We start from the raw sequence: 25212 nt of genomic DNA, 5'->3' as shown, positions 1-25212 counted from the left end.
TTTTCCTATTCTTATCACTTTTCAATTTGTTGGAGTGCATTTTGGATATCTTGTATTAAATCTTGCGCAGATTCTAGTCCTACGCAAAAGCGAACCAGCAAGCCCTGTTGTAAATGTGTATTTGGCAATACTCGCATAGGCTTTAAATCATAAAGCATGACCAAACTCACAGGGCCGCCCCAACTAAAGCCCAATTTAAATAATTTCAGCCCATCACAAAAACGGCGGATTGCAGCCAAATCATATTTTGGATCAAAAATCACACTGAGCAGTCCCGCACTTTGACCCTCCAGACAGGTTTCTTTCCAATAACAGTGCCCGGGGCTGCTGGCATCGGCTGGATGCAACACTTGCATAAACTCAGGCTGTTGCTTTAACCAAGTCAATATCTCTTGAGCATTCTGCGCTTGTTGCTGATAGCGTAAGCGCATATGTGGCAAACTGCGGATAATCTGTGCGGTATCATCTCCTGAAACACAAATACCCTGCGTGGCATGCATTTTAAACAGTTGATGATGGAGTGTTTGGTCACGGCTAATGACACTTCCCATTAAAATGTCGCCACCACCGCTTGGATATTTGGTTAATGCATGCACAGTTAGATCGACGGACAAATGTTCATCAGAGAAATCAAAGGCATTAAACGCCAGTCCAGCGCCCCATGTATTGTCTAGGGCAGTCAATACATTGGCTTGTTGTGCTTTTTTGACCAGATTTTTGAGGTCGGGAAATTCAAGCGTCACTGAGCCTGCGGCTTCCAGCCAAAGTAATTTTGCTTTGACAGAAGGAGTAAAGCTAGAGACATCAAGCGCATCATACACTTTGACACTGATGCCATAACGCTGCTGCAAATTTCGAAGATGTTCCATGTTTGGTCCGTAAATATTATCAGGAACCCAAACCTCATCACCGTGACTTAAAAAAGTGGAATTGACCAGATTAATTGCAGACAAACCGCTAGGCGCAAGTAAACAATAAGTTCCTCCTTCAAGTTGCGCAAGCTGGTCACCTAGCGTGTACGTGGTTGGCGTACCGTGTGTGCCATAACTATAATCATAAGGATCGCTCCAGTGACGATCAAAAAGGTGCGTTGTGGTTTTAAAAATAATGGTAGATGCACGAAACAAGGGAGGTTGAATCGTTTGAATATATTGAGGGGCGTTTCTTGGGGCATGAATTAAGCGCGTCTGCGTTTCTTTATTGTCAGTCATGGTGCAATCATCGAATGGATTCACACTTAGAGTAAAAAAAATAAATCGTTTCGGCTAGTTTAAGATTATTTTTGTGAGTATTTCTTTACAACTTTCATTCTCAGTTAAAGTTGGCTTCATTTTTGCTAAGACTTAATTAATACCAACAAGAATATAGGTTTTGAGTGCATGAAGTCGCATTTAAAAGTGCATTATTTTCAGCATATTGCCGGTGAAGGATTCGGGAGTTGTTATGATTTTTTAAAAGCACATCAGGCAAAAATCACAGCAACAGAGTTTTTTGCATTGCCCGTCGATTTGCCACTGGAAATTGAAGCATTACCTCGTATTGAAGATGTCGATTTATTAATCATTATGGGGGGTACTATGAGTGTGAATGATGAAGCGAACTTCCCATGGTTAAAAATTGAAAAACGCTGGCTCAGACGTTATCTGGCAGCAGGAAAGCCTGCCATTGGACTATGTCTGGGTGGACAAATGATTGCCAACGCATTGGGTGCTGCGGTGAGTCGTAATACTTTTCAGGAATTAGGCTGGACGACGGTGCATCGCGTACCGCAAGTTCCTCCGCATTGTTTTCCATTGCCAGAATATTTTAAAGTGATGCAATGGCATAGTGAAACCTTTGAAATTCCAAAAGGTGCGATTCATCTTGCAGAAAATAGCGTTTGTCGTAACCAGATGTATCAAATCGGCAATAATGTTCTGGGTTTCCAGTTCCATCCTGAAATGACACCTGAAACACTGGAGTTATTTTTAGAAGATGATGAACAAGTATCTATTTTTGAAGGAGAATATGTGCAATCACCCGTGGTACTTAAAAAATCAAAAAAAATCAATTTCAATGAAGGAAATCAATTGCTGAATCAAGCAATCGAATATGTATTGAACGCCTCTTAACTACAAAACGCGTCTTTTTCTTTATTTGCCATTAAATCGAATTGCATAAGAGTTAAACAGTCGCTATAATGGGCGACCCTCAAATTGTGAGGTCGTTTACTGCGTAAAATCGGAGTAAATGCATGACAGTCGCGGCATCGATCGTGACCTTAGTGATTTTCACTGCCTTTGACACTTACCAATAGGTGAGATGCGTCAAGGGTGATTCTTTATATATTTTGGCTTGGAGTTTACTGGTATGTCTAACCAGAGAATCCGTATCCGTTTGAAGTCTTTTGATCATCGTCTGATTGATCAATCTTCTCAAGAGATCGTAGAAACCGCTAAGCGTACTGGCGCACAAGTGTGTGGTCCAATCCCGATGCCTACTCGCATCGAACGCTTCAACGTTCTTACTTCACCGCACGTTAACAAAGATGCGCGTGATCAGTACGAAATCCGCACCTACAAACGTTTGATCGATATCGTTCAACCAACAGATAAAACTGTTGATGCGTTGATGAAATTAGATCTTGCGGCTGGTGTTGATGTTCAGATCGCATTGGGTTAAGGCTTTCGGGTTAATTAGTGCCTGGCATTAATTAAGCTGCTTTTTTAGAGGTTACACACATGGCTATTGGTTTAGTCGGCCGCAAGTGCGGTATGACCCGTATCTTTACAGATGCCGGCGTCTCTGTGCCTGTTACAGTGATTGAGGTTGATCCTAACCGTATCACTCAAATTAAAACGCTTGAAACTGATGGTTATCAAGCGGTTCAAGTTACAACTGGCGAACGTCGTGAATCTCGCGTAACAAATGCTCAGAAAGGTCACTTTGCGAAAGCGGGTGTTGCTGCTGGTCGTTTGGTTAAAGAGTTTCGCGTAACTGAAGCTGAGCTTGAAGGTCGTGAAGTTGGCGGCACAATTGGTGTTGATTTGTTCACAGTAGGTCAAGTTGTTGACGTTACTGGTCAATCAAAAGGTAAAGGTTTCCAAGGTGGTGTTAAGCGTTGGAACTTCCGTACCCAAGACGCGACTCACGGTAACTCAGTTTCTCACCGTGTTTTAGGTTCTACAGGTCAAAACCAAACTCCTGGACGCGTGTTCAAAGGCAAAAAAATGGCCGGTCACCTAGGTGATGAACGCGTAACAGTACAAGGTCTTGAAATTGTATCTATCGACACAGAGCGTTCAGTTCTTGTTGTTAAAGGTGCGATTCCTGGTGCTACTGGTGGCGACGTTATCGTTCGTCCTACGATCAAGGCCTGAGGGGAAATAACGTGAATTTAAAAACTGTTTCCGGCTCTGCTGTTGAGTTGTCTGAAGTTGCTTTCGGACGTGAATTTAATGAAGCGCTTGTACACCAAGTGGTTACAGCTTATTTAGCTGGTGGCCGTCAAGGTACACGTGCTCAAAAATCACGTGCTGAAGTATCTGGTGGTGGTAAAAAGCCATTCCGTCAAAAAGGTACTGGCCGCGCTCGTGCTGGTTCTATTCGTAGCCCAATCTGGGTTGGCGGTGGTAAAACTTTTGCTGCACGTCCACAAGACTGGTCTCAAAAAGTAAACCGCAAAATGTACCGCGGTGCAATGCAATGTATCCTTGCTGAACTTGTTCGTCAGGATCGTCTGGTATTGGTTGAAGAGTTTGCTGTTGCTGCTCCTAAAACTAAAGAATTGCTTGCAAAACTTAACGACTTGAATGCAGCTCGTGCACTTATCGTGACTGATGCTGTAGATGAGAACTTATATCTTGCTGCACGTAACCTTCCACACGTTGATGTGGTTGATGCTGCTGCAATCGATCCTGTTAGCTTGATCGCGTTTGATAAAGTTGTCATGTCTGTAGCTGCTGCTAAGAAAATTGAGGTAGAACTCGGATGAACAACGAACGTATCTATCAAGTCCTAAAAGGACCGGTCTTCTCAGAAAAGGCACAAGTTTTAGGTGATACTGCTGGTGTTCAAGTATTTAAAGTTGATATTAATGCAACTAAGCTTGAAGTCAAAAAAGCAGTAGAACAACTATTTGGTGTAGAAGTTGTTAAAGTTAACACAACTATTACTAAAGGTAAGACTAAGCGCTTTGGTAAAACATTAGGACGTCGTTCTGATGTTAAAAAAGCATACGTCACCCTGAAAGCTGGCCAAGATGTTGAAATGGCTGACTTGGGCGATACCGCTGAAAGCGCAGCGGAATAAGGACGAAAATTATGCCGATTCAAAAATGTAAGCCAACGTCTCCAGGACGTCGCTTTGTAGAGAAAGTGGTTCATGACCATCTTCACAAAGGCGCGCCTTATGCACCGTTGGTTGAAGCTAAAAAACGTACTGGTGGTCGTAATAACAACGGTCACATTACGACTCGTCACGTTGGTGGTGGACACAAGCAAAACTACCGTATCGTTGACTTTAAACGTAACAAAGATGGCGTGCCTGCAACTGTAGAACGCATTGAGTACGATCCTAACCGTACAGCGCATATTGCTTTATTGAAATATGCTGATGGTGAACGTCGTTACATCATTGCACCTAAAGGTGTGCGTGCGGGTGATAAAGTTCAATCTGGTAACGATGCTCCAATTCGTCCAGGTAACTGCTTGCCACTTCGTAATATGCCTATCGGTTCTACACTACATAACGTTGAACTTAAAATCGGTAAAGGTGCTCAAATTGCACGTTCTGCTGGTACATCAGTTCAGTTGTTGGGTCGTGATGGTTCTTACGCGATTATTCGTCTTCGTTCAGGCGAAATGCGTAAAGTGCATGTTGAATGCCGTGCTGTAATTGGTGAAGTTTCTAACCAAGAAAGCAACCTACGTTCATTGGGTAAAGCTGGTGCAGCGCGCTGGCGTGGTGTTCGTCCTACCGTTCGTGGTATGGCGATGAACCCAGTTGACCATCCACACGGTGGTGGTGAAGGGCGTAACAAAGGTATCCAACCTGTAAGCCCATGGGGTCAAAAAGCGAAAGGGTACAAGACTCGTACCAATAAGCGTACGACTAAGATGATTATCCGCGACCGTCGCGTCAAGTAAAGGAATCTGACTAATGCCTCGTTCATTAAAAAAAGGTCCATTCGTCGACGCGCATTTGTTCGCTAAGGTTGAAGCTGCTATTGCTGCAAACAACCGTAAGCCGATCAAAACTTGGTCTCGTCGCTCAATGATTCTTCCAGATTTTGTTGGTTTAACAATTTCTGTTCACAATGGTCGTAACCACGTTCCAGTTATTATTACTGAGCACATGGTTGGTCATAAACTCGGTGAATTCGCGCCAACTCGTACCTATCGTGGTCACGGTGTTGACAAGAAATCTAAACGTTAATAGGTGTCATGATGGAAGTAACTGCTAAATTACGCGGTGCCGCTATCTCGGCACAAAAGGCACGTTTGGTTGCAGACCTAATCCGTGGCAAATCTGTTGCTCACGCGCTTAATATCTTAAACTTCAGCAACAAAAAAGCTGCGGTTCTAGTGAAAAAAGCTTTGGAATCTGCAATTGCAAATGCTGAACACAATAACAGTTTAGATGTAGACGACCTTAAAGTTTCTACGATTTACGTTGATGAAGGCATTAGCCTTAAACGTATTATGCCACGTGCTAAAGGCCGTGCAGATCGTATTACTAAGCGTACTTGTCACATCACCGTTAAGGTAGGGGTTTGATATGGGTCAGAAGGTTCATCCAATCGGTATCCGCCTAGGTGTTGTGAAACGTCATAACGCTAACTGGTATGCGAATCCGAAGCAATACGCTGAATACTTGCTTAAAGATCTTCAAGTTCGTGAGTTTTTGACTAAAAAACTTAAGAGCGCGATGGTCAGCAATATTCTTATCGAACGTCCGACAGGTGCTGCTAAAGTAACAATTAGCACTGCTCGTCCTGGTATCGTGATCGGTAAAAAAGGCGAAGACATTGAAAAATTACAGCGCGAACTTACCAATATTATGGGTGTTCCAGCGCAAGTAAGCATCAACGAAATCGATCGCCCAGACTTAGACGCGCGTTTAGTTGCTGAAGCTATCGCTTCTCAATTAGAAAAACGTGTAATGTTCCGTCGTGCAATGAAGCGTGCGGTACAAAACACCATGCGTGCTGGTGCTAAAGGTATCAAAGTTGAAGTTTCAGGCCGTTTAGGTGGTGCAGAGATTGCACGTACTGAGTGGTATCGTGAAGGTCGTGTACCTTTGCATACACTTCGTGCGGACATCGATTATGCAACTATGCGTGCGGAAACAACTTACGGTACGATTGGTGTTAAAGTTTGGATTTTCCGTGGTGAGATTTTAGGTGGCATGAAACAAGTCATGAACCCTGCTCCTGCTGAAGAACGTCCAGCTAAACGCGGTCGTGGTCGTGGTGAAGGTCAAGAACAGCGTCGTGGACGTCGTAATGACCGTGCTGCTGACAAGGGAGAATAATCCATGTTGCAACCTAAACGTACCAAATTCCGTAAGATGCACAAAGGCCGTAACACTGGTCTAGCGCATCGTGGTAGTACAGTATCATTTGGTTCGATTGCGATTAAAGCGACTGAACGTGGTCGTATGACTGCGCGTCAGATTGAAGCTGCGCGTCGTACTATTAGCCGTCGTATTAAGCGTGGTGGTAAAATCTTCATCCGCGTATTCCCGGACAAACCAATTACCGAAAAGCCATTAGAAGTTCGTATGGGTAACGGTAAAGGTAATGTGGAATACTGGGTTTGCGAGATCAAGCCAGGTAAGATCCTGTACGAAATTGAAGGTGTGAACGATGAATTAGCAACTGAAGCGTTTAAGCTTGCTGCTGCTAAACTTCCGTTTAAAACCACTATCGTGACTCGGACGGTAATGTAATGAAAACTAAAGATCTACGTGAAAAATCGGTAGAAGAGTTGAAAGCGTTGCTTGATGAGCAACAGCTTAACCAATTCCGTCTTCGTATGGCGAAAGCGACTGGTCAATTGGGTAAATCGCACGAAGTGCAAATTGCTCGTAAAACTATCGCTCGTATTAAGACACTCCTTACCGAAAAACAGGGGAACGGACAATGAGTGAAAAAACAGTCCGCACGTTAACCGGCAAAGTCGTAAGCGACAAAATGGACAAGTCTATTGTTGTACTTATTGAACGCCGCGTTCAACACCCGTTGTATGGCAAATCAATCCGCCGTTCAACTAAACTACACGCTCATGATGAGAACAACGTTGCTAAACTTGGCGACCTAGTGACCATTAAAGAAAGCCGCCCAATTTCTAAAACTAAAGCTTGGACTTTAGTGGAAGTAGTTGAAGTAGCTGCTGAGTAATTACGTTCTTGTTGCATCATCGGTCAATTTCGAGTACTCTTTGAGCCTTTCGAAATTGCGACCGGTGTTGCTCGGTTTTGGAGTAGGGCAATGATTCAAACCGAAAGTATGCTCGACGTAGCAGACAATAGTGGTGCACGCCGCGTACAATGTATTAAAGTACTAGGTGGTTCACATCGTCGTTATGCTTCTGTTGGCGACATTATTAAAGTTACTGTTAAAGAAGCAATTCCACGTGGCCGTGTTAAAAAGGGCGACGTAATGAATGCTGTTGTGGTACGTACTAAGTTTGGTATTCGTCGTCCAGACGGTTCTGTGATCCGTTTTGATGACAATGCAGCTGTATTGTTAAACAACAATAAAGCTCCGATTGCCACTCGTATTTTCGGACCAGTGACTCGTGAACTTCGTACTGAACAGTTCATGAAAATCATTTCATTGGCTCCTGAAGTTCTATAAGAGGCAATCATGGCTAAGATTAAAAAAGGCGATACGGTTATCGTGATCGCAGGTAAAGAAAAAGGCAAACAGGGTACTGTTTTGTCTGTTTCTGAAGACCGCGTTAAGGTTGAAGGCCTTAACTTAGTGAAGAAGCATCAAAAGCCGAACCGTGTAACTGGCGCTGAAGGCGGTATTGTTACTCAGGAAGCTTCGCTTCATATCTCAAACGTGGCAATTTTTAATGCTACAACCCAAAAGGCTGACCGTGTTGGTTACCAGATTGACGAAAATGGCACGAAAACTCGTGTTTATAAGTCAAATGGTGAATCAGTGGCGGTAGCGAAGTAATAGGTTGAAACGGCGATGGCCAGACTTAAAACACGTTACAATGAAGAACTTAAAGCTAAGTTACAACAAGAACTTAGTGTTAAGAATGTAATGGAGATTCCTCGCATTACAAAAATCACCCTAAACATGGGTGTAGGCGCAGCTGCAACTGATAAGAAATTATTGGATGGTGCTGTTGCTGACATGACGCTAATTGCTGGTCAAAAACCAGTAGTTACACTTGCTCGTAAATCAATCGCAGGTTTCAAAATCCGTGATGGTTGGCCAATTGGTTGTAAAGTGACTTTACGTGGCGAACAAATGTACGAATTCTTGGACCGTTTGATCTCAATCGCAATCCCTCGTATCCGTGACTTCCGTGGTTTCTCAGCGAAATCTTTCGACGGTCGTGGTAACTACTCAATGGGCTTGAAAGAGCAAATCGTTTTCCCTGAAATCGATTTTGACAAGATTGATCGTATTCGTGGTATGGATATTACTATCACTACCACTGCTCGCACCGATGACGAAGGCCGTGCGCTTATGCGTGCATTTGGCTTCCCGTTCAAATAAGAGGTCGATATGGCTAAGAAAAGTATGATTAATCGCGAGTTGAAACGCGAAAAAACCGTTGCAAAATATGCTGCAAAACGTGCTGAATTAAAAGCAACGATTGCAAACGTAAATGCAAGCGATGAAGAGCGTTTCCAAGCGACTTTAAAGTTACAGGCATTGCCACGTAATGCCTCTCCAGTACGTCTACGTAACCGTTGTGGTTTAACTGGTCGTCCTCATGGTTACTTCCGTAAGTTCGGTTTAAGCCGTAACAAATTACGCGATACAGTAATGCAGGGTGATGTACCGGGCGTTGTTAAGGCAAGCTGGTAAGGAGCGACTAAATGAGTATGCAAGATACCGTTGCCGACATGCTAACACGTGTTCGTAACGCACAAATGGCAAAGAAACAAACTGTTTCTATGCCGTCTTCTAAGTTGAAAGTTGCAATTGCAAACGTACTTCAACAAGAAGGTTATATTTCAAACGTAGAAGTTACTCAAGAAGAAGTAAAGTCTACTTTGACTATTACGTTAAAATATTTTGAAGGCAAGCCAGTTATCGAAACTGTGAAGCGCGTAAGCCGTCCAGGACTACGTCAATATCGCGGTAAAGATAAACTTCCAAGCGTTAAGCAAGGTTTAGGTGTTGCAATTATTTCTACAAGCAAAGGCATCATGACTGATCGCGCTGCACGTGCTGCAGGCATTGGTGGTGAAGTTATTGCTTTTGTTTCTTAATAGGTGATTCCTCATGTCTCGTGTGGCTAAAGCCCCAGTAACTGTACCTAACGGTGTAACAGTTACTCAGAACGGCCGGCAGGTCGAAGTGAAAGGCACTAAAGGTACATTGTCTTTCAACCTGCATGCGCTGGTCGAGCTTAAACAGGAAGAAGGTAAACTTCAACTAGCTCCTGCAAAAGAGTCGAAAGACGCTTGGATGCAAGCTGGTACTGCTCGCGCTGTACTTAACAACCTTGTAAAAGGTGTAAGTGAAGGCTTCGAACGTAAGTTGCAACTTATTGGTGTCGGTTATAAAGCTGCGGTTAAAGGTACGACTGTAAACCTTAACCTTGGTTTTTCTCACCCAATCGATTACAACCTTCCTGAAGGCGTAACTGCTGAAACTCCAACTGCGACTGAAATTGTATTGAAGTCAGCAGATAAGCAGTTACTTGGTCAAGTTGCTTCTGAAATCCGTGGTTATCGTCCGCCAGAGCCTTATAAAGGTAAGGGTGTACGTTACTCGAACGAAGTTGTTCTTCGTAAAGAAGCTAAGAAGAAATAAGGCGCGAGGTTCTTATGAACGAAAAGAAACAATCCCGTTTGCGTCGTGCGAAAAGCACACGCTTGCACATTCGTGCATTGGGTGCGACTCGTTTGTGTGTAAACCGCACTCCGCGTCACATCTATGCTCAAGTGATTTCTGCAGATGGTGGCAAAGTATTAGCGCAAGCTTCTACTTTGGATGCCTCTTTACGCAGCGGTACAACTGGTAACGTAGACGCAGCTACTAAAGTAGGTGCTTTAATCGCAGAACGTGCGAAAGCTGCTGGTGTAACGAAAGTTGCATTTGACCGTTCTGGTTTTAAATATCATGGTCGTATCAAAGCCTTGGCTGATGCTGCTCGTGAAAACGGCTTGGAGTTCTAATCATGGCTAAAGTTGAACAAAACGAAGGTCTTGTTGAAAAGCTGGTTGCCGTTGATCGTGTAGCCAAAGTTGTTAAGGGTGGTCGTATCTTCTCTTTCACAGCATTAACTGTTGTGGGCGATGGGAATGGTCGTGTAGGTTTTGGTCGTGGTAAAGCACGTGAAGTTCCAGCTGCTATTTCTAAAGCACTTGAAGCTGCACGTCGCAATATGATTACTGTAGACCTTGCTGGTACTACATTGCAACACCCTGTGAATGCTCGTCATGGCGCAAGCCGTGTGTACATGCAACCTGCTTCTGAAGGTACTGGCGTAATTGCTGGTGGCGCGATGCGTGCTGTTCTTGAAGCGGCTGGTGTACATAACGTACTTGCTAAATGTTATGGTTCTACGAATGCTGCGAACGTTGTAAACGCGACTTTTAAAGGTTTGCGTGATATGACTTCTCCTGAGAAAGTTGCTGCAAAACGTGGTCTTTCAGTAGAACAAATTCAAGGGTAATCAATCATGAAAACGATTAAAGTTACCCAGACTAAATCTGCTTCGCATCGTTTGAAAAATCACAAACTTTGCCTACAAGGTTTAGGTCTGCGTCGTATTGGTCATACTGTAGAGGTTCAGGACACTCCGTCTAACCGTGGTATGATCAACAAAGTTTACTATATGGTTAGTGTAGAGGAATAAGCCATGACTCTGCGTTTAAATGAGCTTTCACCTGCTGAAGGTGCAAAGCGTGAGCATCGTCGCTTGGGTCGTGGTATCGGTTCTGGTGTCGGTAAAACTGGTGGTCGCGGTGTTAAAGGCCAAAAATCACGTAAAAGTGGTGGCGTACGTCCAGGCTTTGAAGGCGGTCAAACAGCGATTTATCGTCGTTTGCCTAAATTCGGTTTCACTAGCCAAATCGCATTGAAAACTGCGGAAGTACGTTTGTCTGAACTTGCGAAAGTTGAAGGTGATATTATTTCACTTGAAACTTTAAAAGCTGCAAATGTTGTTCGTCGTGACCAGATTCGTGCACGTGTTGTTCTTTCTGGCGAAATCACTCGCGCGTTTACAGTGCAAGGTGTTGCTTTGACTAAAGGCGCTAAAGCTGCGATTGAAGCAGCTGGCGGTAAAGTCGAGGAGTAATACCGAGTGTCTATGTCTCCTAGTTCTTCAGGTCATGTACACATGATGAAGGGTCAGCCATTTCACGTGAAATACCGTGAAATTATTCGCCGATTAATGTTCTTGGTTGGTGCATTGCTGGTCTTTCGACTAGGAGCGCATATTCCGTTACCGGGTATTGATAATGTAGCGCTAGCCCGTTTTTTTAAAGCCAATGAAGGAACCTTCTTGGGTTTATTTAATATGTTCTCTGGCGGTGCATTAGAACGTATGTCAATTCTGGCTTTGGGAATCATGCCATACATTTCTGCCTCAATTATTGTGCAGTTAATGTCAACAGTGGTTCCTTCGCTAGAAGCTTTGAAAAAAGAAGGCGAACAAGGCAAACGTAAAATCAACCAATATACACGCTACGGCACTTTATTGCTTGCACTCGTGCAAGGGGTAGGGATGTGTGCTGGACTGATTAGTCAAGGTATTACCTTGACTTCTGGTTTGGCATTTTATGTTCCAGCAGTAACCTCTTTGGTTGCTGGAACCATGTTTTTGATGTGGCTGGGAGAGCAAATTACCGAACGTGGTATTGGTAATGGAATCTCCATGATTATTTTTGCAGGTATTGTCGCGGGTTTACCGAATCTGGTGATTCAAGGCTTTACATCTGTACAAAATGGTCAAGGCAGCCTCATTGGCATGGCAGTCTTTGGATTGCTCTCTTTGGCTGTACTTGCTGCGATTGTGTTTATTGAAAAAGCGCAACGTCGTATTCCAGTCAACTATGCTCAAAAACAACAAGGTCGTCGTGTCTTTACTGCACAGCAAACGCATTTGCCGTTAAAAATTAATATGGCAGGTGTAATTCCAGCAATTTTTGCAAGCTCATTGTTATTATTTCCAGCGAGCTTGGGACAATGGTTAGGAAGTGCTGATCCAAATGCAGGGGTTGTAAAACGTGCTTTGCAAGATTTGGCACTCGTGTTATCGCCTGGACAGCCGTTATATCTCATGCTTTTCGGTGCGTTAATTATTTTCTTCTGTTATTTCTATACGGCACTCGTATTTAGTCCTAAAGAAGTTTCAGAAAACTTAAAACGTAGCGGTGCATATGTACCTGGTATACGCCCAGGTGAGCAAACGGCTCGTTATTTAGATCATATTCTTAATCGTTTGACGTTTATCGGTGCGATTTATATTACTGTAGTGTGTTTGATGCCAATGATTCTGCAAAGTTCATTTGGTATTCCATTTCACCTTGGTGGTACTTCGTTGCTGATTGTGGTCGTGGTGGTGATGGACTTTATGGCGCAACTTCAAGCGCATCTGACCTCACATCAATATGACAACCAAACGTTAATGAGAAAAACGACTGCTCATCCTAAGGGATAAGCGCACTTAGAGGTTTCATCATGAAAGTACAGGCTTCTGTAAAGAAAATTTGTGGTAGCTGTAAAGTTATCCGTCGTAATGGGGTTATTCGCGTGATTTGCAGCGCAGAACCTCGTCATAAGCAGCGTCAAGGTTAATCTGATCAAGACCTGTTGATTTCAGTAGGCGAATTAGGTTAATATCCGCCCCTCAAAGTTTTTTTGTGGGGCGGTTGATTTATCTACTGCCTTTTTGGAGAAAAGTGAATGGCTCGTATTGCCGGTGTAAACATTCCGGATAACAAGCATGCTGTTATCTCACTTACTTATATTTTTGGTATTGGTCGCCACACATCTAAGAATATCTTAGCTGCTGTAGGTATTGCACCAACAACAAAAATTCGTGAGTTGGATGATGCTCAGCTTGATGCGATTCGCGCAGAAGTTGCCAAGGTTCCGACCGAAGGTGACTTACGTCGTGAAATTTCCATGAACATTAAACGTTTAATGGATTTAGGCTGCTACCGCGGTCTTCGTCATCGTCGCAGCTTGCCTGTCCGTGGACAACGCACCAAAACTAACGCACGTACCCGTAAAGGTCCGCGCAAACCGATTAAAAAGTAAGATTTCTGGAAGCTAAAAGATGGCTAAAGATACTCGCACACGCAAGAAGGTCACCCGTACCGTCTCTGAAGGTGTTGCACACATTCACGCGTCTTTTAATAACACCATTGTTACGATTACCGATCGTCAAGGTAATGCATTGGCTTGGGCCACCTCAGGTGGACAAGGCTTCCGTGGTTCACGTAAATCAACTCCGTTTGCTGCTCAGGTAGCGGCTGAAGTTGCTGGTAAAGCAGCTTTGGATTACGGTTTGAAAAACCTAGACGTCCTTGTAAAAGGTCCTGGTCCAGGTCGTGAGTCTGCGGTTCGTGCATTAGGCGCAGTGGGTTATAAGATCAACAGCATTACCGATGTGACTCCAATCCCTCACAACGGTTGCCGTCCACCTAAAAAACGTCGCGTGTAAGGAGAAACATTCATGGCTCGTTATATTGGTCCAAAATGCAAACTCTCTCGCCGCGAAGGGACAGACCTGCAACTAAAATCTGGCGTTAAACCATTTGACGTCAAAACTAAAAAACATGCTAAAGCGCCTGGTCAACATGGCCAAGCTCGTGGTAAGCAATCTGAGTATTCACTACAATTACGTGAAAAACAAAAAGTACGTCGTATGTACGGTGTGTTAGAGCGTCAATTTAGTAATTACTATAAAGAAGCTGCTCGTGTAAAAGGTGCAACAGGTGAAAACTTGTTGAAATTGCTTGAAAGCCGCCTTGATAACGTCGTTTATCGCATGGGTTTTGGTTCTACACGCGCAGAAGCTCGTCAGTTAGTATCTCACCGTTCTATTACTTTAAATGGTCGTCGTGTTAACATTGCGTCTATTCAAGTAAAACCAGGTGATGTAATTGCAGTACATGAAGGTGCTAAACAACAATTACGTATTAAAAACGCAATTGAGTTAGCTGCTCAACGTGGTATTCCAGCTTGGATCGAAATCGATCATTCTAAGCTTGAAGGCACGTTTAAAGCTGCGCCGGATCGTTCTGATTTACCTGCTGAAATCAACGAAAGCTTGATTGTAGAATTGTATTCTAAATAATCCTTGAGGTAGCAATAAATGACGCGTACTGCAAACGAGTTTCTAACTCCGCAAGCGATCAAGGTCGAAGCGGTAAGCGGGACCTCGGCAAAAGTGATTCTGGAACCTTTAGAGCGTGGCTTTGGTCATACTCTAGGTAATGCTTTACGTCGCATTCTATTGTCTTCTTTGCCTGGCGCTGCTGTGGTTGAAGTTGAAATAGAAGGCGTCGAGCACGAGTACAGTACTTTAGAAGGCTTGCAGCAGGACATCGTCGAGCTCTTGCTGAACCTAAAAGGATTGTCTATTAAGCTGTTCGATCAAAATGAAGCATATTTAACGTTGGAAAAACAAGGTCCAGGCGATATTACTGCTGCGGATCTTCGTTTACCTCATAACGTTGAAGTGGTTAACCCAGAGCATTTGATCGGCACATTAAGTGCTTCAGGTTCAATTAAAATGCGCCTGAAAGTGACTCAAGGTCGTGGTTATGAAACATCTGATTCGCGTTTCCCAGAAGGTGAAACTCGTCCTGTAGGTCGCCTACAGTTAGATGCTTCTTATAGCCCAATTAAACGTGTGTCTTATACCGTTGAAAATGCGCGTGTAGAACAACGTACTGACCTTGATAAGCTGGTCATTGATCTTGAAACCAATGGAACTGTTGATCCAGAAGAAGCGATCCGCAAAGCGGCGACAATCTTGCAACAACAAATTGCAATTTTTGTTGATCTTCAGAAAGATCAAGCTCCAGTGGCTCAAGAGCCTCGTGAAGAAGTTGACCCAATCTTGCTTCGTCCAGTAGATGATCTAGAGCTTACTGTTCGTTCTGCTAACTGTTTGAAGGCAGAAAATATTTACTACATTGGTGATCTTGTTCAACGTACTGAAGTTGAGTTGTTAAAAACTCCTAACTTAGGTAAAAAATCGTTGACTGAGATTAAAGATGTTTTAGCTTCGAAAGGCTTGCAACTCGGCATGCGTTTAGAAAACTGGCCACCTGCTAGTTTACGCATGGACGATCGTTTCGCCTATCGTAGCCGTTAATTAAGTAGGACTATCACCATGCGTCATCGTAATAGTGGTGTGAAATTAGGCCGTACCAGCAGCCATCGTAAAGCGATGTTCCAAAACTTGGCGAATTCTTTGTTTGAACACGAGTTGATTAAAACAACTGTGCCTAAAGCAAAAGAATTACGTCGTGTTGCTGAGCCTTTAATCACTCTAGCAAAAAACGATACAGTAGCAAACCGTCGTTTAGCGTTTGCTCGTACTCGTTCAGCTGCAACTGTAGGTAAATTATTTACCGTACTTGGCCCTCGTTACAAAGAGCGTAACGGCGGTTATCTACGTGTGCTTAAAGCGGGCTTCCGTGCAGGTGATGCTGCACCAATGGCTTATGTTGAGCTTGTAGATCGCGAAGTAAACACTTCAGCAGAATAAGATACTTATTCAAAAAAAAGATCGGTTTTATACCGATCTTTTTTTATGTCTTTTTTAAAGTTGTCCTTAAGTGATAAAAAAAAAGCGACAAATGACTCAAACTTGACATTGCACATTGTCAAATTTGTGCTTTAATAAAATGGAACTTTAGACAAGGTTATAAAAACAACATGGACAAGCAAATTGATGTTTTAATTGTGGGTGCAGGTATCTCTGGTATTGGAGTCGCTGCGCATCTTTCAAAGAACTGCCCGCAACGTGAGTTTGCCATTATTGAGCGTCGTGAAAGTATTGGTGGAACGTGGGACTTGTTCCGTTATCCGGGTATTCGTTCTGATTCGGATATGTCAACCTTTGGATTTAATTTCAAACCATGGCGCAGTGCCAATGTCCTTGCTGCGGGTCCGGCAATTAAAGGGTATTTAAGTGAAGTGGTTGATGAATTTGAATTGAATAAGAAAATTCATTTTCAACATAGGGTGCTTTCTGCAAACTATGACACAGCTCAAAAAAAATGGTTTGTTGAAATTGAAGACGCTAATCAAAAGAAACAGATATGGATTGCGAACTTTGTAGTCGGTTGTACGGGTTACTATAATTATGATCATGGTTTCGAACCTGATTTCCCGAACAAAGATGCCTTTAAAGGTCAATTTATTCACCCACAACACTGGCCTGAACACCTTAATTATGCAGGTAAGAAAGTCGTAATTATTGGTAGTGGCGCGACTGCGATTACGCTTGTTCCTGCAATGGTAAAAGGTGGCGCAGGGCATGTCACAATGCTACAACGTTCACCGACTTATATTGCCTCTATTCCTTCAATTGATTTTGTTTATGACAAAATGCGTAAGCTTTTACCAGAAGACGTAGCATATAAACTGACTCGTGCACGCAATATTGGGGTACAACGTGGCATTTATGCACTTTCTCAAAAGCAACCAAAGTTAGTGCGCAAGTTGTTGTTAAAATCGATTGAAATGCAATTAAAGGGGAAAGTTGATATGAAACACTTTACCCCTAGTTATAATCCTTGGGATCAGCGTTTGTGTGTCGTACCTGATGGCGATTTATTTAAAATTTTACGTTCAGGTAAAGCCAGTGTCGAAACAGATCAGATTGAAAAATTTACTGAAACGGGTATTCAGTTAAAATCGGGTAAACATCTGGACGCGGATATTGTGGTATCTGCGACAGGTTTGGAAATTCAGATTTTGGGTGGGATTAAAGGTACGATTGATGGTCAGCCTTTAGATACCTCAAAATCGATGCTGTATCAGGGTGTTATGGTGAGTGATGTGCCAAATATGGCCATGATTATTGGTTATATCAACGCATCATGGACATTAAAAGTCGATGTGGCCGCAGACTATATTTGTCGCTTAATGAATTATATGGATAAAAATGGCTATGACGAAGTGATTCCACAAGGTGATCAGACTGAATTAATGGATGACACCGTGATGGGAAGTTTATCATCAGGTTATATTGCACGTGCAGCCAATGTTATGCCAAAACAAGGTAAACATGCGCCATGGAAAGTCACCAATAATTATTTAGCCGATCGTAAGGCACTTAAAAATGCGCGATTTGATGATGGTGTTTTACAGTTTCATAAAGTAGACGCCAATACTGAGCGTAAATCTAAGCCCAAATTAGTGTCATAATCGTTAGGTCTGAATGATAAAAGGAGCTGATTAAAAGCTCCTTTTGTTTGAATGGTAATTTGGCTTTATAAGGTGCGTGAAATGAGTTCTTTCATAATTTCATTGGTGCCCGCATAAATTCGATTGGCACGATTGTCAATGTAAGCACGTGCAATTGGATATTCCAGCATATAGCCATAGCCACCATGTAGTTGAAGGCATTCATCTACCACTTTTGAAAACATCTCTGAAATTTTATACTTGGCTGCTGCGGCTGCATCTATGCCTAAACGTTCTTCGAGTTGTAATTGCATACAACGGTCAAGATAAGCGCGACAAAAATCGATCTCGGTACGCAGTTCCGCCAGTTTAAAGCGGCTGTTCTGAAATGTTCCAATAGCTTTGCCAAAAGCTTTGCGGTCTTTAGTATATTGCACAGTATGTGCAAAAGCAGCCTCAGCACCTGCCTGACAAATAATGGCAACCAGCATTCGCTCCCATGCCAATTCTTTCATAAGCATCATAAAACCTATGCCAGACATGCCCAGTAGATTTTCTTTGGGTACACGCACATTGTCAAAAAACAGCTCGCACGTGTCTTGACCTTTCATACCAATTTTATTGAGTGGCTTACCTTTACTAAAGCCAGCTCTGTCTGCTTCAACAATAATGAGTGATAAGTTTGCTGAACCTTTATCACTACTGCCGGTTTTACATACTACAATCGCCATGTCACACAGATAGCCATTGGTAATAAAAATTTTAGACCCATTGATGACATAGTCATCGCCATCAAGTTCCGCAGTCGTACGCACCGCTTGTAAATCTGAACCTGTGCCAGGCTCAGTCATGGCAATGGCTGTGACCACTTCACCACTCGCCATTTTGGGAAGCCAGTATTGTTTTTGAGTTTCATTACCAAAGTTGTTGATGTAGTTAGCGACAATATCGGAATGCAAGGAAAAGCCTGTACTTGAATCCATCGCATAGGCCTGTTCTTCAATCAGAATCATGCTATATAAACGATCAACCCCCGAACCGCCATATTGCTCGGGCATGGTGCTGCATAACAATCCGAGTTCGCCGGCCTTGTTCCATACATCCCGATCGACATGCTGTTGTTTTTCATATTTTTCGATATTTGGAACGACTTCTTTCTCATAAAATCTACGCACAGTTTCACGAAAGGCTTCATGCTCTTCATTAAAGAGATGACGCTCAAGCATATTGGGAATGGGACGAATCGCACCTGATTGCATTGTTGTTTTATCCTTACAGTTTATTTTACAGTAGAAAGTAAAAAACATCTGACTTGGGCAAACAATGGGATGAATGCTCAAAAGTAGTGTTTTGATGATGGATTTAGTCATTCGGTCAAATCAATTGACCACAAGCCAAGGTTGATCGGTTAAACTAACTGGGTTTTTATCGACTTGGGGAAACGAATGTCTGAAGAACTCACACTCGAAGAACGTAAAGTGATTTACCGTGCACGTCGTGGTCTAAAAGAAATTGATGTTTACTTTGATCCTTACGTAAAAAACCATTATTTGGCCGCCAGTGCTGAAGAAAAAGCATTGTTTGCTGAGCTGGTGGATCAAGAAGATCCTGATTTACTGGATTGGTTTATGGAAGTATCTGAACCACCAAAGCCTGAGCTGAAAGATTTAATTTTAAAGCTTAAGCATTACGTGCATGGTTAATCATCAATTTCAACTGAAACGCAGCCTGCTTGCCCTGTTGTTTCAGTTGGCATTGCTGCTGCTGATGGGTCTGATCTGGATCCGTATTTTTCCTTTCTCTCTCGCCTTGATGTTGATTGTTATTGCTCTACTGGCGTTGTTTTTATTTTTAAAACGTCCTCAAGTACTTGCGTTTGAATATCTGGATCATAAGTGCTGGTCAATTCAATGGAGCGATCATTCACTTGACTCGCAGTTAAAGCTGGAAAAGATGTTTGATCACTATTTTTATATGGTATTGCATTTTGAAAAAAAGACAGCGCCACACGTAATCTGGCGTGATCAAGTCAGTTTGGAGGCATGGAAAAAGCTAAAAGTCATGGCAAAACTACTATAATTGTTAAACAATTGAGAAAAAGTTAAATTTTATAAAAATAATAATATTCAATAGTTTATCATTGTACTTAACTTTTAAAATTTATCTTGTCTAATCAAAAACTCAAAAATAAGCGACATCATTGAATTGTTAGACAATTTTAAGATGTGATCTGAAAAACTTCGGTTAAATTAAATACACCAACGTAAAGTATGAAGGAGGTCAGAGATGATCGATATTCCAGCGTGGTTGTTTCCAGTCATTGCTTTTGTTCTGGCAGTGGTTATAGGACGAACAGGAACTTTACTCAGGGATTATATTGAACACCATCAATAAATAAGAGTACAACCCATTCTCAAGTTAACAAGTAGCATGTGCTGAACCGTCGCAATGCTACTTTTTTTTGCCTAAAAATTACTAAATGGCGTAATAACTGCCAATCTTTTTCTGATTTATTTGTGACATATTACAGAATTAATATTAGAGTAATTACTCTTTTATTCGGATTGTGCATCTGATAAGGTACAAACCAAAGGGAAGAATAAAATGATTCTAAGGGATTGGAAATGTCAAAAAAAATCAAAATAGCTCAAGGTTTTGCCATTGCTGTACTTGCCTCATCCGTCTTGTCTGGATGTTCCCAAGTCATCAAGTCAGGCGCCAATATTGCATTAAGTTTCAGTGAAAATCATATCGTTCCGCCTATCTTAGCCATGGGTGATGTGGATATGATCTGTAATTCAGGAAATGCGTTGACCCCAGCCATTATGGCGACCAAAGATATGGGAGCTGATCCAACTAACATGGCTGTATTGCTTTATGCAGGTGCAGGTATGTGTGCAGAAAATCAGGCACTGGAAAATGAATTACGTTATTTACGCGCATCTAAAGCAGGTCAGGTGACTGAAGCTCAGGATGCTCGTATCGAACAGAAACGCTGGGCAGCCGTTGCAGCACAGCGTCAATACAATGCGTATCAATTATTTTCAGAACGCTGGCAAACAAAATATAAATATCAGTTAGGTGAATCTTGTCCAAAAATGCGCAGCGACAAGGATCAGTTAACTTACATGCTTGGGCTGTTAAGCGGGTTACAGGCGGTGACCAATGACATTAACTCAGGCGGTGATGTGAATGTACCTAAAGACATTGCTGGCATTGTAGAACGCAGTATGGCCTGTCTGGATAATAATAAATTCTGGGGCGTACCAAATGCGACTCGTGCTGTAATCTGGACTTTATTACCAGGAGCGGATGAAGGTAAGCCAGATCCTTATGTGACGCTCAAACAATCCATGCAAATTGGTGAACAAAAAGGCGTACGTTTACCGCATGCCTTGTATGCAGTTGCAGCTCAAGCCAGTGGTGATGACAATAAAATTCGTGATGCGTTGCGGTCTTATGCGGAATCACGTACTGATGATAAACCCGTGAATCCAGATTTTAGATTATTTGATGCGATGGCTGGTGTCATGATCCGTGGCATTTCTGATCGTTATTGGACTGAAAATACAGGAGTGCGCACAGGTGACACTGGCATGTCCACATTCTGGGATGAAAGTGGCAAAACTTCTTCAGAGCTTGAGGATCTATTCAATGACAGCGGGGCAGATGCAGGAGCAACTGAATCACAACCAGCCGAACCGCAACCAGCAGAACAGCCGGCTGAATAACATCGCATGCGTTATAAACTGTAACAAAGTATCCAGAATATTTTGATGTGAATATAAGGGATGAGATACGATTTAATATCTTATCCCTTTTATATCCGTCAATGAAGGAGATGCCATGAACGATAAGAATCTCATTAAAAAAGTGATTTTTATTGCAGTTTGCATTTCTATTTCTGCAAGTTTACAAGTTTTTTCAGATGCCTTTATTTATTGGCGGGAAAGCTTGCCTGAGCAGTTCTGGCGACTGTGGACAGCACATTGGGTACATGTGGGCTGGATGCATTTTTTTCTAAATATGTTGGCTTTTGCGTGTTTGCCGTTCATTTTTCCACATGCAAAAACTCGACTATTAACAATTTTATTGCTGCTGTTATCACCATTTATTAGTTTGATGTTTTTCTTTTTCATGCCACAGATAGAAGCCTATGCCGGTCTTTCTGGTGTGTTGCATGGGATGTATGTTGCTGTTGCACTGGTGGATTTGAAATATCCCAAAGAACGTAATTTTGCACTGTTGGTTCTGGCTTTGGTAAGTATGAAGCTGATTTGGGAAAATACGTGGGGAAATAGCAGCACAGCACAATTGATTGGTAGTCCTGTACTGGTTGAAGCACACTGGTTGGGTGCTTTAGGGGGAGTATTGCTAGGCGGTACTTATATACTCAAAGCAAAATTAAAATCGGGCAAAGTGACAAAATAAACGGCTAAAAATTGAGATCAAGCCATTCTTTAATGTAAAGGTATGGTTCAAATTTAGTCAATGGAAAAGGACTGCAATGAGGATGGATGACTCATTGCCAAGGAGAGATCACGCTGAGCTATCGCTGGCTAGTGTGATGCTGTAAAAAAAACTGGAAAAGACATGCAAGAAAATCAAGAAAAAAGATCTGGCTTGGCGTTGCTCGGCTACATCTGGAACGAATGGATTTCAACATACGTCATTCTCATCATGTTATTGCTCACCCTGATTATTGGTACAGGGGAAATGATTCATGGTCAGATGCTGCGTATGGGTGAGCGTTTATATGGCGATCCAGCAAGTGGGATGCAATATTCCTTTTTGCGAGCTGAGCCACAAAAACCTGAGTGTGAGCGTCATCCGAACATTGATGCGCAAGTACAGCAACAAATGCAAGCCAACAAAAATGATGAATTTGCTGACTTTTTCGGTGCAGCATCTGAGTCTGATGTGCGTGCTTCGCTGGTCGCGGCGCAGCAACTCTGTGAAGAAAAATACCAGTTCTATGATAAAGCGGTTCATCACATTGAGTCGCATCCTTCCCTGCGTAGTTATCGCACGATGGAAACGACGTTCTTTGGGATCTTTAAGTTTGGTACAGAAAATCGCACCATCTTCCTGCTGATTATGGTGTTCTTTGCGGCCATTACCGCAAGTTTAAAGATCCATCATATTGGCTTGCGCAGTCCTAAAACACGCATTGACTTTCAGGTGTATTCTGCGGCGATGGTATTGGGTAATGCGTTATTGACTGCATCTACGATTAGTCAATATCGTTCATTGCTTAATTCTGGGGTGGCGCTGAATCATGAAACTTTAGTGATTTCGTGGTTATGGATGGGGCTGTTTGGCATTCTGACCTTAATCAGTGTGTATCAATTCTTCAGAATTCCGAAAACTGCACCTGCTGGAGGAAATTTTGGATTAGCCTTACTCAGTGTGCCTTTGTACGCATTTATGTCCATTTTGACGGGTATTGCATTTACCTTCTTTATGGATTATCCAATGGGTCAAGGGATTTATCTGAGCATTCTGGTTGAATTCTCAGGCATTTTCCTCAACCTTGCCTTGTTCATCTGGGCAGGGATGTTGTTGACTCAGACGCGTGTTATGGATTTATTCCTGAACATTTTACGTCCATGGAATCTTGCACCTGAAACACTAACTTGGTTAATTCTATTGGCAGCAGCAATTCCGACTGCGTATACCGGCGCATCAGGGATTTTCGTAATCGCGGCCGGTGCGATCATTTATAAGGAAGTCTGGAACTCAGGCGCGCGTCGTCAGTATGCACTTGCTGTTTCTGCAATGTCAGGTTCATTGGGTGTGGTCATTCGTCCATGTCTATTGGTCGTTTTGATTGCAATGCTGGATAGCCGCCATGTCACCTCAGATGAATTATTCGATCATGGTTTTTATGTCTTCTGGCTGACTGCATTTATTTTCTTGGGTGTTTCATTATTACTGGCTGAAACCAAGTTCCGGGTAAACTCGCCTAAAGTTGCCGTGCCAGGTATGTTACGTGCGTTTGTTCCTGTGATTCCTTATATCTTGATTACAGTGGTGGTATTGGCGTTCTATAAATATGGTTTGGATACCAGCATGAACGAATTTACTGCACCCGTGATTTTACCATTGGTTCTGATCGCGATCATTTTGTTTGATAAATTGCGTAAAGAGCCAGAGCATTTGCCGCAAGTACAGGCACATGAATCTTTGGTGAAACAACACGAACAAGATTCACCGTACTTACGTGAGCATGGTGCGCAAAGTGATCAATACCGTCGTGGCTTCTTTGGTTCCATGCACTTTGCTACCGCAGAAACAGTCGGACATATCGGTGCGCTCATTATTTTGATGGCACTTTCTGCCAGTGTCGGTGGTTTGATCGAACGAACTGAAATTGTGGAATATTTACCAACTCACTTGGGTAGTATCTATATTTCACTGTTATTTATTGCCTTGTTGCTTGCCTTGATTGGAATGTGTACTGACCCATTTGGTGCAGTGATTCTGGTGGCGGCGACTATTGCGCCCGTGGCTTATGAAAATGGTATTCATCCAATTCATTTCTGGATGATTGTATTGGTAGCATTTGAATTGGGTTATGTGACGCCGCCAGTGGCACTAAATCACTTGCTGACGAGGCTGTCCGTGGGCGATGAAGAGGTTGCGGCAGCAGATCGTGAAGCCAAACAGAAATACACCAGTTTCTATTTCCGTTATGAACGTTGGCTATTACCAATCATCGTATTGTTCCCAGCTTTAATGATTGTGACCTTTGCACCTTATATCTTTAAGATGTTCGGCTGGTATCATTAATTGAAAGATTAATCTGAGCCACACCATAAAGCACCTTCGGATGCTTTATTTTTGATCTTCGCGATGAGCTAAGAATAAAATCCTGTTCATTTTTTTTGAGTTAAGGAACAAGGTTAATAAATAACAATAAATTGATACATTATTTGGAAAACAAGCTGAGCATAAGGTGTACATTTAAAATGAAAATTTTTACATGTATGAATATTGAGGTGGCAAGTCGTAGATTTGGTCAAAATTATCCAATCAGTGATGCAACATTTAATCTTTGTTCAATCAGTAATGAAATCATATCAATTAAAACTTTAATCGCTTCAATAAGCATTCTCTTCCAGTCTGATACGTAATATCAGCTGACCTTTTAGGAGCCAAACATAGAAATAATGGGCTCTCCGTTAGCAAGTCCAATGCTGAGATTTAAGCTTTATTTTTGTTCAGCAAGTTGAGTTTCAAGTAACTTAAGTTGTTCTTCTTTTAGCTTAATGAGCGTATCGGCATCCTGATGTTGAGCTTTGAGCGTGGCTTGCTGATCTTTAAGTTGTGCTTGAATATCATCCAGTTTCGCAACTTCTTCTTTGGCTAGAGAAGGGTGCTCAGGCACAGGTGTTTTTAAAATAGACTCATCAATCAGCGTATTGGGTGCAGGTTCACTGGCCGCGTCAGAATCTGCTGTGGCTGCTGTTTTTAAATTTTGATGATCTGAAGAGGCGACTGGTGCCGAAACCTTTGGTGTGGTTGGCTCTTGGGTGTTGTGTTGTTCAGCAAAAAACCATTGTGCCGCTAAAAAAAGCAACACAACAATGCTGATTCCCCCAATAATCATCCATAACAAACGAGAGTCATGGCGTTGTTTTAACGTCATT

The 25212-nt window shown here is 42.5% G+C and carries 37 protein-coding genes and 1 pseudogene; 35 read left to right on the top strand and 3 right to left on the bottom strand.

The genetic code is table 11. The annotated features are described in order from the left end of the window. Nucleotides 1-14 precede the first annotated feature (14 nt). The gene (locus E0D95_RS08290) at nucleotides 15-1211 is read right to left on the bottom strand and encodes a PLP-dependent transferase (protein ID WP_130803413.1); all 1197 of its coding nucleotides are present in this window, start codon (nucleotides 1209-1211) and stop codon (nucleotides 15-17) included. A gap of 168 nt (nucleotides 1212-1379) precedes the next feature. Here E0D95_RS08290 and E0D95_RS08285 point away from each other — a divergent pair, with 168 nt between their 5' ends. From E0D95_RS08285 to E0D95_RS08140, 30 genes and pseudogenes are all read left to right on the top strand, one after another. Beyond that, the gene (locus E0D95_RS08285) at nucleotides 1380-2111 is read left to right on the top strand and encodes a type 1 glutamine amidotransferase (RefSeq protein WP_130803412.1); all 732 of its coding nucleotides are present in this window, start codon (nucleotides 1380-1382) and stop codon (nucleotides 2109-2111) included. 238 nt (nucleotides 2112-2349) lie between these two features. Next, entirely contained in the window at nucleotides 2350-2661 is a 312-nt protein-coding gene (gene rpsJ / locus E0D95_RS08280; protein WP_004725677.1) for a 30S ribosomal protein S10, read from the top strand. 59 nt (nucleotides 2662-2720) lie between these two features. Next, the gene (gene rplC / locus E0D95_RS08275; RefSeq protein ID WP_130803411.1) at nucleotides 2721-3359 is read left to right on the top strand and encodes a 50S ribosomal protein L3; all 639 of its coding nucleotides are present in this window, start codon (nucleotides 2721-2723) and stop codon (nucleotides 3357-3359) included. Nucleotides 3360-3370: 11 nt separating this feature from the next. Continuing rightward, on the top strand, nucleotides 3371-3973 hold the full coding sequence (gene rplD / locus E0D95_RS08270; RefSeq protein ID WP_004985328.1) for a 50S ribosomal protein L4: 603 nt from the start codon (nucleotides 3371-3373) through the stop codon (nucleotides 3971-3973). Next, on the top strand, nucleotides 3970-4290 hold the full coding sequence (gene rplW / locus E0D95_RS08265; protein ID WP_004985330.1) for a 50S ribosomal protein L23: 321 nt from the start codon (nucleotides 3970-3972) through the stop codon (nucleotides 4288-4290). The genes rplD and rplW overlap by 4 nt, the downstream gene beginning before the upstream one ends. A gap of 11 nt (nucleotides 4291-4301) precedes the next feature. Beyond that, on the top strand, nucleotides 4302-5126 hold the full coding sequence (gene rplB / locus E0D95_RS08260) for a 50S ribosomal protein L2 (protein ID WP_130803410.1): 825 nt from the start codon (nucleotides 4302-4304) through the stop codon (nucleotides 5124-5126). 13 nt (nucleotides 5127-5139) lie between these two features. Further along, nucleotides 5140-5415 carry a 30S ribosomal protein S19 gene (rpsS, locus tag E0D95_RS08255; protein ID WP_004678590.1) on the top strand — a complete coding sequence of 92 codons (276 nt, stop codon included), beginning with the start codon at nucleotides 5140-5142 and terminating at the stop codon, nucleotides 5413-5415. An 11-nt stretch (nucleotides 5416-5426) separates the two neighbouring features. Next, nucleotides 5427-5756, top strand: coding sequence for a 50S ribosomal protein L22 (gene rplV, locus E0D95_RS08250; protein ID WP_004754247.1), 330 nt, complete (start codon nucleotides 5427-5429; stop codon nucleotides 5754-5756). Between the two features lies 1 nt (nucleotide 5757). Next, a pseudogene (gene rpsC, locus E0D95_RS08245) lies at nucleotides 5758-6577 on the top strand (30S ribosomal protein S3). Beyond that, complete coding sequence (gene rplP / locus E0D95_RS08240) at nucleotides 6517-6930, top strand: 50S ribosomal protein L16 (RefSeq protein ID WP_004985344.1); 414 nt, start codon at nucleotides 6517-6519, stop codon at nucleotides 6928-6930. The pseudogene rpsC and the gene rplP overlap by 61 nt, the downstream one beginning before the upstream one ends. After that, nucleotides 6930-7127: a 50S ribosomal protein L29 gene (rpmC, locus tag E0D95_RS08235; RefSeq protein WP_000849927.1), complete on the top strand. Its 198-nt coding sequence runs from the start codon at nucleotides 6930-6932 to the stop codon at nucleotides 7125-7127. Before rplP ends, rpmC begins: the two co-directional genes overlap by 1 nt. After that, nucleotides 7124-7381, top strand: a complete 258-nt coding sequence (rpsQ, locus tag E0D95_RS08230; protein ID WP_004924117.1) for a 30S ribosomal protein S17 — start codon at nucleotides 7124-7126, stop codon at nucleotides 7379-7381. Before rpmC ends, rpsQ begins: the two co-directional genes overlap by 4 nt. A gap of 90 nt (nucleotides 7382-7471) precedes the next feature. Next, on the top strand, nucleotides 7472-7840 hold the full coding sequence (gene rplN / locus E0D95_RS08225; RefSeq protein WP_004924120.1) for a 50S ribosomal protein L14: 369 nt from the start codon (nucleotides 7472-7474) through the stop codon (nucleotides 7838-7840). Nucleotides 7841-7849: 9 nt separating this feature from the next. Further along, a complete protein-coding gene (gene rplX / locus E0D95_RS08220) occupies nucleotides 7850-8170 on the top strand; it encodes a 50S ribosomal protein L24 (RefSeq protein WP_130803409.1) in 321 nt (106 codons plus the stop codon). A gap of 15 nt (nucleotides 8171-8185) precedes the next feature. After that, nucleotides 8186-8722: a 50S ribosomal protein L5 gene (rplE, locus tag E0D95_RS08215; protein ID WP_130803408.1), complete on the top strand. Its 537-nt coding sequence runs from the start codon at nucleotides 8186-8188 to the stop codon at nucleotides 8720-8722. Between the two features lie 9 nt (nucleotides 8723-8731). Continuing rightward, nucleotides 8732-9037 carry a 30S ribosomal protein S14 gene (gene rpsN, locus E0D95_RS08210; RefSeq protein WP_130803407.1) on the top strand — a complete coding sequence of 102 codons (306 nt, stop codon included), beginning with the start codon at nucleotides 8732-8734 and terminating at the stop codon, nucleotides 9035-9037. An 11-nt stretch (nucleotides 9038-9048) separates the two neighbouring features. Next, nucleotides 9049-9444 carry a 30S ribosomal protein S8 gene (gene rpsH / locus E0D95_RS08205; RefSeq protein ID WP_130803406.1) on the top strand — a complete coding sequence of 132 codons (396 nt, stop codon included), beginning with the start codon at nucleotides 9049-9051 and terminating at the stop codon, nucleotides 9442-9444. Nucleotides 9445-9457: 13 nt separating this feature from the next. Beyond that, complete coding sequence (gene rplF / locus E0D95_RS08200) at nucleotides 9458-9991, top strand: 50S ribosomal protein L6 (RefSeq protein WP_130803405.1); 534 nt, start codon at nucleotides 9458-9460, stop codon at nucleotides 9989-9991. A 14-nt stretch (nucleotides 9992-10005) separates the two neighbouring features. Beyond that, nucleotides 10006-10356 (top strand): 50S ribosomal protein L18, encoded by a 351-nt coding sequence (gene rplR / locus E0D95_RS08195; RefSeq protein WP_002049741.1) that lies wholly within the window; start codon nucleotides 10006-10008, stop codon nucleotides 10354-10356. A 2-nt stretch (nucleotides 10357-10358) separates the two neighbouring features. Then, nucleotides 10359-10856 (top strand): 30S ribosomal protein S5, encoded by a 498-nt coding sequence (gene rpsE, locus E0D95_RS08190; protein WP_004657688.1) that lies wholly within the window; start codon nucleotides 10359-10361, stop codon nucleotides 10854-10856. A gap of 6 nt (nucleotides 10857-10862) precedes the next feature. Next, on the top strand, nucleotides 10863-11039 hold the full coding sequence (gene rpmD / locus E0D95_RS08185; RefSeq protein ID WP_004985357.1) for a 50S ribosomal protein L30: 177 nt from the start codon (nucleotides 10863-10865) through the stop codon (nucleotides 11037-11039). 3 nt (nucleotides 11040-11042) lie between these two features. Continuing rightward, entirely contained in the window at nucleotides 11043-11483 is a 441-nt protein-coding gene (gene rplO / locus E0D95_RS08180) for a 50S ribosomal protein L15 (RefSeq protein ID WP_130803404.1), read from the top strand. 45 nt (nucleotides 11484-11528) lie between these two features. Next, complete coding sequence (secY, locus tag E0D95_RS08175; RefSeq protein WP_171478580.1) at nucleotides 11529-12848, top strand: preprotein translocase subunit SecY; 1320 nt, start codon at nucleotides 11529-11531, stop codon at nucleotides 12846-12848. A 20-nt stretch (nucleotides 12849-12868) separates the two neighbouring features. Then, nucleotides 12869-12985, top strand: coding sequence for a 50S ribosomal protein L36 (gene rpmJ / locus E0D95_RS08170; protein WP_000867907.1), 117 nt, complete (start codon nucleotides 12869-12871; stop codon nucleotides 12983-12985). A gap of 108 nt (nucleotides 12986-13093) precedes the next feature. Further along, nucleotides 13094-13450 carry a 30S ribosomal protein S13 gene (gene rpsM / locus E0D95_RS08165; RefSeq protein WP_004985363.1) on the top strand — a complete coding sequence of 119 codons (357 nt, stop codon included), beginning with the start codon at nucleotides 13094-13096 and terminating at the stop codon, nucleotides 13448-13450. 19 nt (nucleotides 13451-13469) lie between these two features. After that, nucleotides 13470-13856 carry a 30S ribosomal protein S11 gene (rpsK, locus tag E0D95_RS08160; RefSeq protein ID WP_001040166.1) on the top strand — a complete coding sequence of 129 codons (387 nt, stop codon included), beginning with the start codon at nucleotides 13470-13472 and terminating at the stop codon, nucleotides 13854-13856. Between the two features lie 12 nt (nucleotides 13857-13868). Next, nucleotides 13869-14492 (top strand): 30S ribosomal protein S4, encoded by a 624-nt coding sequence (gene rpsD, locus E0D95_RS08155; protein WP_130803403.1) that lies wholly within the window; start codon nucleotides 13869-13871, stop codon nucleotides 14490-14492. Between the two features lie 18 nt (nucleotides 14493-14510). After that, nucleotides 14511-15518 carry a DNA-directed RNA polymerase subunit alpha gene (locus E0D95_RS08150; RefSeq protein WP_130803402.1) on the top strand — a complete coding sequence of 336 codons (1008 nt, stop codon included), beginning with the start codon at nucleotides 14511-14513 and terminating at the stop codon, nucleotides 15516-15518. A gap of 18 nt (nucleotides 15519-15536) precedes the next feature. After that, nucleotides 15537-15914 carry a 50S ribosomal protein L17 gene (gene rplQ, locus E0D95_RS08145; protein ID WP_004924167.1) on the top strand — a complete coding sequence of 126 codons (378 nt, stop codon included), beginning with the start codon at nucleotides 15537-15539 and terminating at the stop codon, nucleotides 15912-15914. Nucleotides 15915-16084: 170 nt separating this feature from the next. Further along, complete coding sequence (locus tag E0D95_RS08140) at nucleotides 16085-17581, top strand: flavin-containing monooxygenase (RefSeq protein ID WP_130803401.1); 1497 nt, start codon at nucleotides 16085-16087, stop codon at nucleotides 17579-17581. A gap of 65 nt (nucleotides 17582-17646) precedes the next feature. On the opposite strand, the gene E0D95_RS08135 is transcribed toward E0D95_RS08140, so the two are convergent. Continuing rightward, a complete protein-coding gene (locus E0D95_RS08135) occupies nucleotides 17647-18819 on the bottom strand; it encodes an acyl-CoA dehydrogenase family protein (protein ID WP_130803400.1) in 1173 nt (390 codons plus the stop codon). 186 nt (nucleotides 18820-19005) lie between these two features. Here E0D95_RS08135 and E0D95_RS08130 point away from each other — a divergent pair, with 186 nt between their 5' ends. The 5 genes from E0D95_RS08130 to E0D95_RS08110 all read left to right on the top strand — a co-directional run bounded on the left by E0D95_RS08130 (nucleotide 19006) and on the right by E0D95_RS08110 (nucleotide 24352). Continuing rightward, nucleotides 19006-19263 carry an FAD assembly factor SdhE gene (locus E0D95_RS08130; protein WP_130803399.1) on the top strand — a complete coding sequence of 86 codons (258 nt, stop codon included), beginning with the start codon at nucleotides 19006-19008 and terminating at the stop codon, nucleotides 19261-19263. Further along, nucleotides 19256-19639 (top strand): hypothetical protein, encoded by a 384-nt coding sequence (locus E0D95_RS08125; protein WP_130803398.1) that lies wholly within the window; start codon nucleotides 19256-19258, stop codon nucleotides 19637-19639. Before E0D95_RS08130 ends, E0D95_RS08125 begins: the two co-directional genes overlap by 8 nt. A 545-nt stretch (nucleotides 19640-20184) precedes the next feature. Continuing rightward, nucleotides 20185-21291 carry a hypothetical protein gene (locus tag E0D95_RS08120; RefSeq protein WP_130803397.1) on the top strand — a complete coding sequence of 369 codons (1107 nt, stop codon included), beginning with the start codon at nucleotides 20185-20187 and terminating at the stop codon, nucleotides 21289-21291. A 115-nt stretch (nucleotides 21292-21406) separates the two neighbouring features. Then, nucleotides 21407-21991, top strand: a complete 585-nt coding sequence (rrtA, locus tag E0D95_RS08115) for a rhombosortase (protein ID WP_130803396.1) — start codon at nucleotides 21407-21409, stop codon at nucleotides 21989-21991. 162 nt (nucleotides 21992-22153) lie between these two features. Continuing rightward, nucleotides 22154-24352 (top strand): TRAP transporter large permease subunit, encoded by a 2199-nt coding sequence (locus tag E0D95_RS08110; RefSeq protein WP_130803395.1) that lies wholly within the window; start codon nucleotides 22154-22156, stop codon nucleotides 24350-24352. Between the two features lie 421 nt (nucleotides 24353-24773). On the opposite strand, the gene E0D95_RS08105 is transcribed toward E0D95_RS08110, so the two are convergent. After that, complete coding sequence (locus tag E0D95_RS08105) at nucleotides 24774-25211, bottom strand: hypothetical protein (RefSeq protein ID WP_130803394.1); 438 nt, start codon at nucleotides 25209-25211, stop codon at nucleotides 24774-24776. Nucleotide 25212: the final 1 nt, after the last annotated feature.

This window comes from Acinetobacter ihumii, assembly GCF_900625095.1.
GTDB lineage: Bacteria > Pseudomonadota > Gammaproteobacteria > Pseudomonadales > Moraxellaceae > Acinetobacter > Acinetobacter ihumii.
This window is presented reverse-complemented; position numbering and strand designations above follow the sequence as displayed.

What these genes read in the sequence shown, in the direction of transcription:
- E0D95_RS08290 (WP_130803413.1), bottom strand. Translation starts at nt 1,211, where the DNA reads ATGACTGACAATAAAGAAACGCAGACGCGCTTAATTCATGCCCCAAGA.
- E0D95_RS08285 (WP_130803412.1), top strand. Translation starts at nt 1,380, where the DNA reads ATGAAGTCGCATTTAAAAGTGCATTATTTTCAGCATATTGCCGGTGAA.
- rpsJ (WP_004725677.1), top strand. Translation starts at nt 2,350, where the DNA reads ATGTCTAACCAGAGAATCCGTATCCGTTTGAAGTCTTTTGATCATCGT.
- rplC (WP_130803411.1), top strand. Translation starts at nt 2,721, where the DNA reads ATGGCTATTGGTTTAGTCGGCCGCAAGTGCGGTATGACCCGTATCTTT.
- rplW (WP_004985330.1), top strand. Translation starts at nt 3,970, where the DNA reads ATGAACAACGAACGTATCTATCAAGTCCTAAAAGGACCGGTCTTCTCA.
- rplB (WP_130803410.1), top strand. Translation starts at nt 4,302, where the DNA reads ATGCCGATTCAAAAATGTAAGCCAACGTCTCCAGGACGTCGCTTTGTA.
- rpsS (WP_004678590.1), top strand. Translation starts at nt 5,140, where the DNA reads ATGCCTCGTTCATTAAAAAAAGGTCCATTCGTCGACGCGCATTTGTTC.
- rplV (WP_004754247.1), top strand. Translation starts at nt 5,427, where the DNA reads ATGGAAGTAACTGCTAAATTACGCGGTGCCGCTATCTCGGCACAAAAG.
- rplP (WP_004985344.1), top strand. Translation starts at nt 6,517, where the DNA reads ATGTTGCAACCTAAACGTACCAAATTCCGTAAGATGCACAAAGGCCGT.
- rpmC (WP_000849927.1), top strand. Translation starts at nt 6,930, where the DNA reads ATGAAAACTAAAGATCTACGTGAAAAATCGGTAGAAGAGTTGAAAGCG.
- rpsQ (WP_004924117.1), top strand. Translation starts at nt 7,124, where the DNA reads ATGAGTGAAAAAACAGTCCGCACGTTAACCGGCAAAGTCGTAAGCGAC.
- rplN (WP_004924120.1), top strand. Translation starts at nt 7,472, where the DNA reads ATGATTCAAACCGAAAGTATGCTCGACGTAGCAGACAATAGTGGTGCA.
- rplX (WP_130803409.1), top strand. Translation starts at nt 7,850, where the DNA reads ATGGCTAAGATTAAAAAAGGCGATACGGTTATCGTGATCGCAGGTAAA.
- rplE (WP_130803408.1), top strand. Translation starts at nt 8,186, where the DNA reads ATGGCCAGACTTAAAACACGTTACAATGAAGAACTTAAAGCTAAGTTA.
- rpsN (WP_130803407.1), top strand. Translation starts at nt 8,732, where the DNA reads ATGGCTAAGAAAAGTATGATTAATCGCGAGTTGAAACGCGAAAAAACC.
- rpsH (WP_130803406.1), top strand. Translation starts at nt 9,049, where the DNA reads ATGAGTATGCAAGATACCGTTGCCGACATGCTAACACGTGTTCGTAAC.
- rplF (WP_130803405.1), top strand. Translation starts at nt 9,458, where the DNA reads ATGTCTCGTGTGGCTAAAGCCCCAGTAACTGTACCTAACGGTGTAACA.
- rplR (WP_002049741.1), top strand. Translation starts at nt 10,006, where the DNA reads ATGAACGAAAAGAAACAATCCCGTTTGCGTCGTGCGAAAAGCACACGC.
- rpsE (WP_004657688.1), top strand. Translation starts at nt 10,359, where the DNA reads ATGGCTAAAGTTGAACAAAACGAAGGTCTTGTTGAAAAGCTGGTTGCC.
- rpmD (WP_004985357.1), top strand. Translation starts at nt 10,863, where the DNA reads ATGAAAACGATTAAAGTTACCCAGACTAAATCTGCTTCGCATCGTTTG.
- rplO (WP_130803404.1), top strand. Translation starts at nt 11,043, where the DNA reads ATGACTCTGCGTTTAAATGAGCTTTCACCTGCTGAAGGTGCAAAGCGT.
- secY (WP_171478580.1), top strand. Translation starts at nt 11,529, where the DNA reads ATGAAGGGTCAGCCATTTCACGTGAAATACCGTGAAATTATTCGCCGA.
- rpmJ (WP_000867907.1), top strand. Translation starts at nt 12,869, where the DNA reads ATGAAAGTACAGGCTTCTGTAAAGAAAATTTGTGGTAGCTGTAAAGTT.
- rpsM (WP_004985363.1), top strand. Translation starts at nt 13,094, where the DNA reads ATGGCTCGTATTGCCGGTGTAAACATTCCGGATAACAAGCATGCTGTT.
- rpsK (WP_001040166.1), top strand. Translation starts at nt 13,470, where the DNA reads ATGGCTAAAGATACTCGCACACGCAAGAAGGTCACCCGTACCGTCTCT.
- rpsD (WP_130803403.1), top strand. Translation starts at nt 13,869, where the DNA reads ATGGCTCGTTATATTGGTCCAAAATGCAAACTCTCTCGCCGCGAAGGG.
- E0D95_RS08150 (WP_130803402.1), top strand. Translation starts at nt 14,511, where the DNA reads ATGACGCGTACTGCAAACGAGTTTCTAACTCCGCAAGCGATCAAGGTC.
- rplQ (WP_004924167.1), top strand. Translation starts at nt 15,537, where the DNA reads ATGCGTCATCGTAATAGTGGTGTGAAATTAGGCCGTACCAGCAGCCAT.
- E0D95_RS08140 (WP_130803401.1), top strand. Translation starts at nt 16,085, where the DNA reads ATGGACAAGCAAATTGATGTTTTAATTGTGGGTGCAGGTATCTCTGGT.
- E0D95_RS08135 (WP_130803400.1), bottom strand. Translation starts at nt 18,819, where the DNA reads ATGCAATCAGGTGCGATTCGTCCCATTCCCAATATGCTTGAGCGTCAT.
- E0D95_RS08130 (WP_130803399.1), top strand. Translation starts at nt 19,006, where the DNA reads ATGTCTGAAGAACTCACACTCGAAGAACGTAAAGTGATTTACCGTGCA.
- E0D95_RS08125 (WP_130803398.1), top strand. Translation starts at nt 19,256, where the DNA reads ATGGTTAATCATCAATTTCAACTGAAACGCAGCCTGCTTGCCCTGTTG.
- E0D95_RS08120 (WP_130803397.1), top strand. Translation starts at nt 20,185, where the DNA reads ATGTCAAAAAAAATCAAAATAGCTCAAGGTTTTGCCATTGCTGTACTT.
- rrtA (WP_130803396.1), top strand. Translation starts at nt 21,407, where the DNA reads ATGAACGATAAGAATCTCATTAAAAAAGTGATTTTTATTGCAGTTTGC.
- E0D95_RS08110 (WP_130803395.1), top strand. Translation starts at nt 22,154, where the DNA reads ATGCAAGAAAATCAAGAAAAAAGATCTGGCTTGGCGTTGCTCGGCTAC.
- E0D95_RS08105 (WP_130803394.1), bottom strand. Translation starts at nt 25,211, where the DNA reads ATGACGTTAAAACAACGCCATGACTCTCGTTTGTTATGGATGATTATT.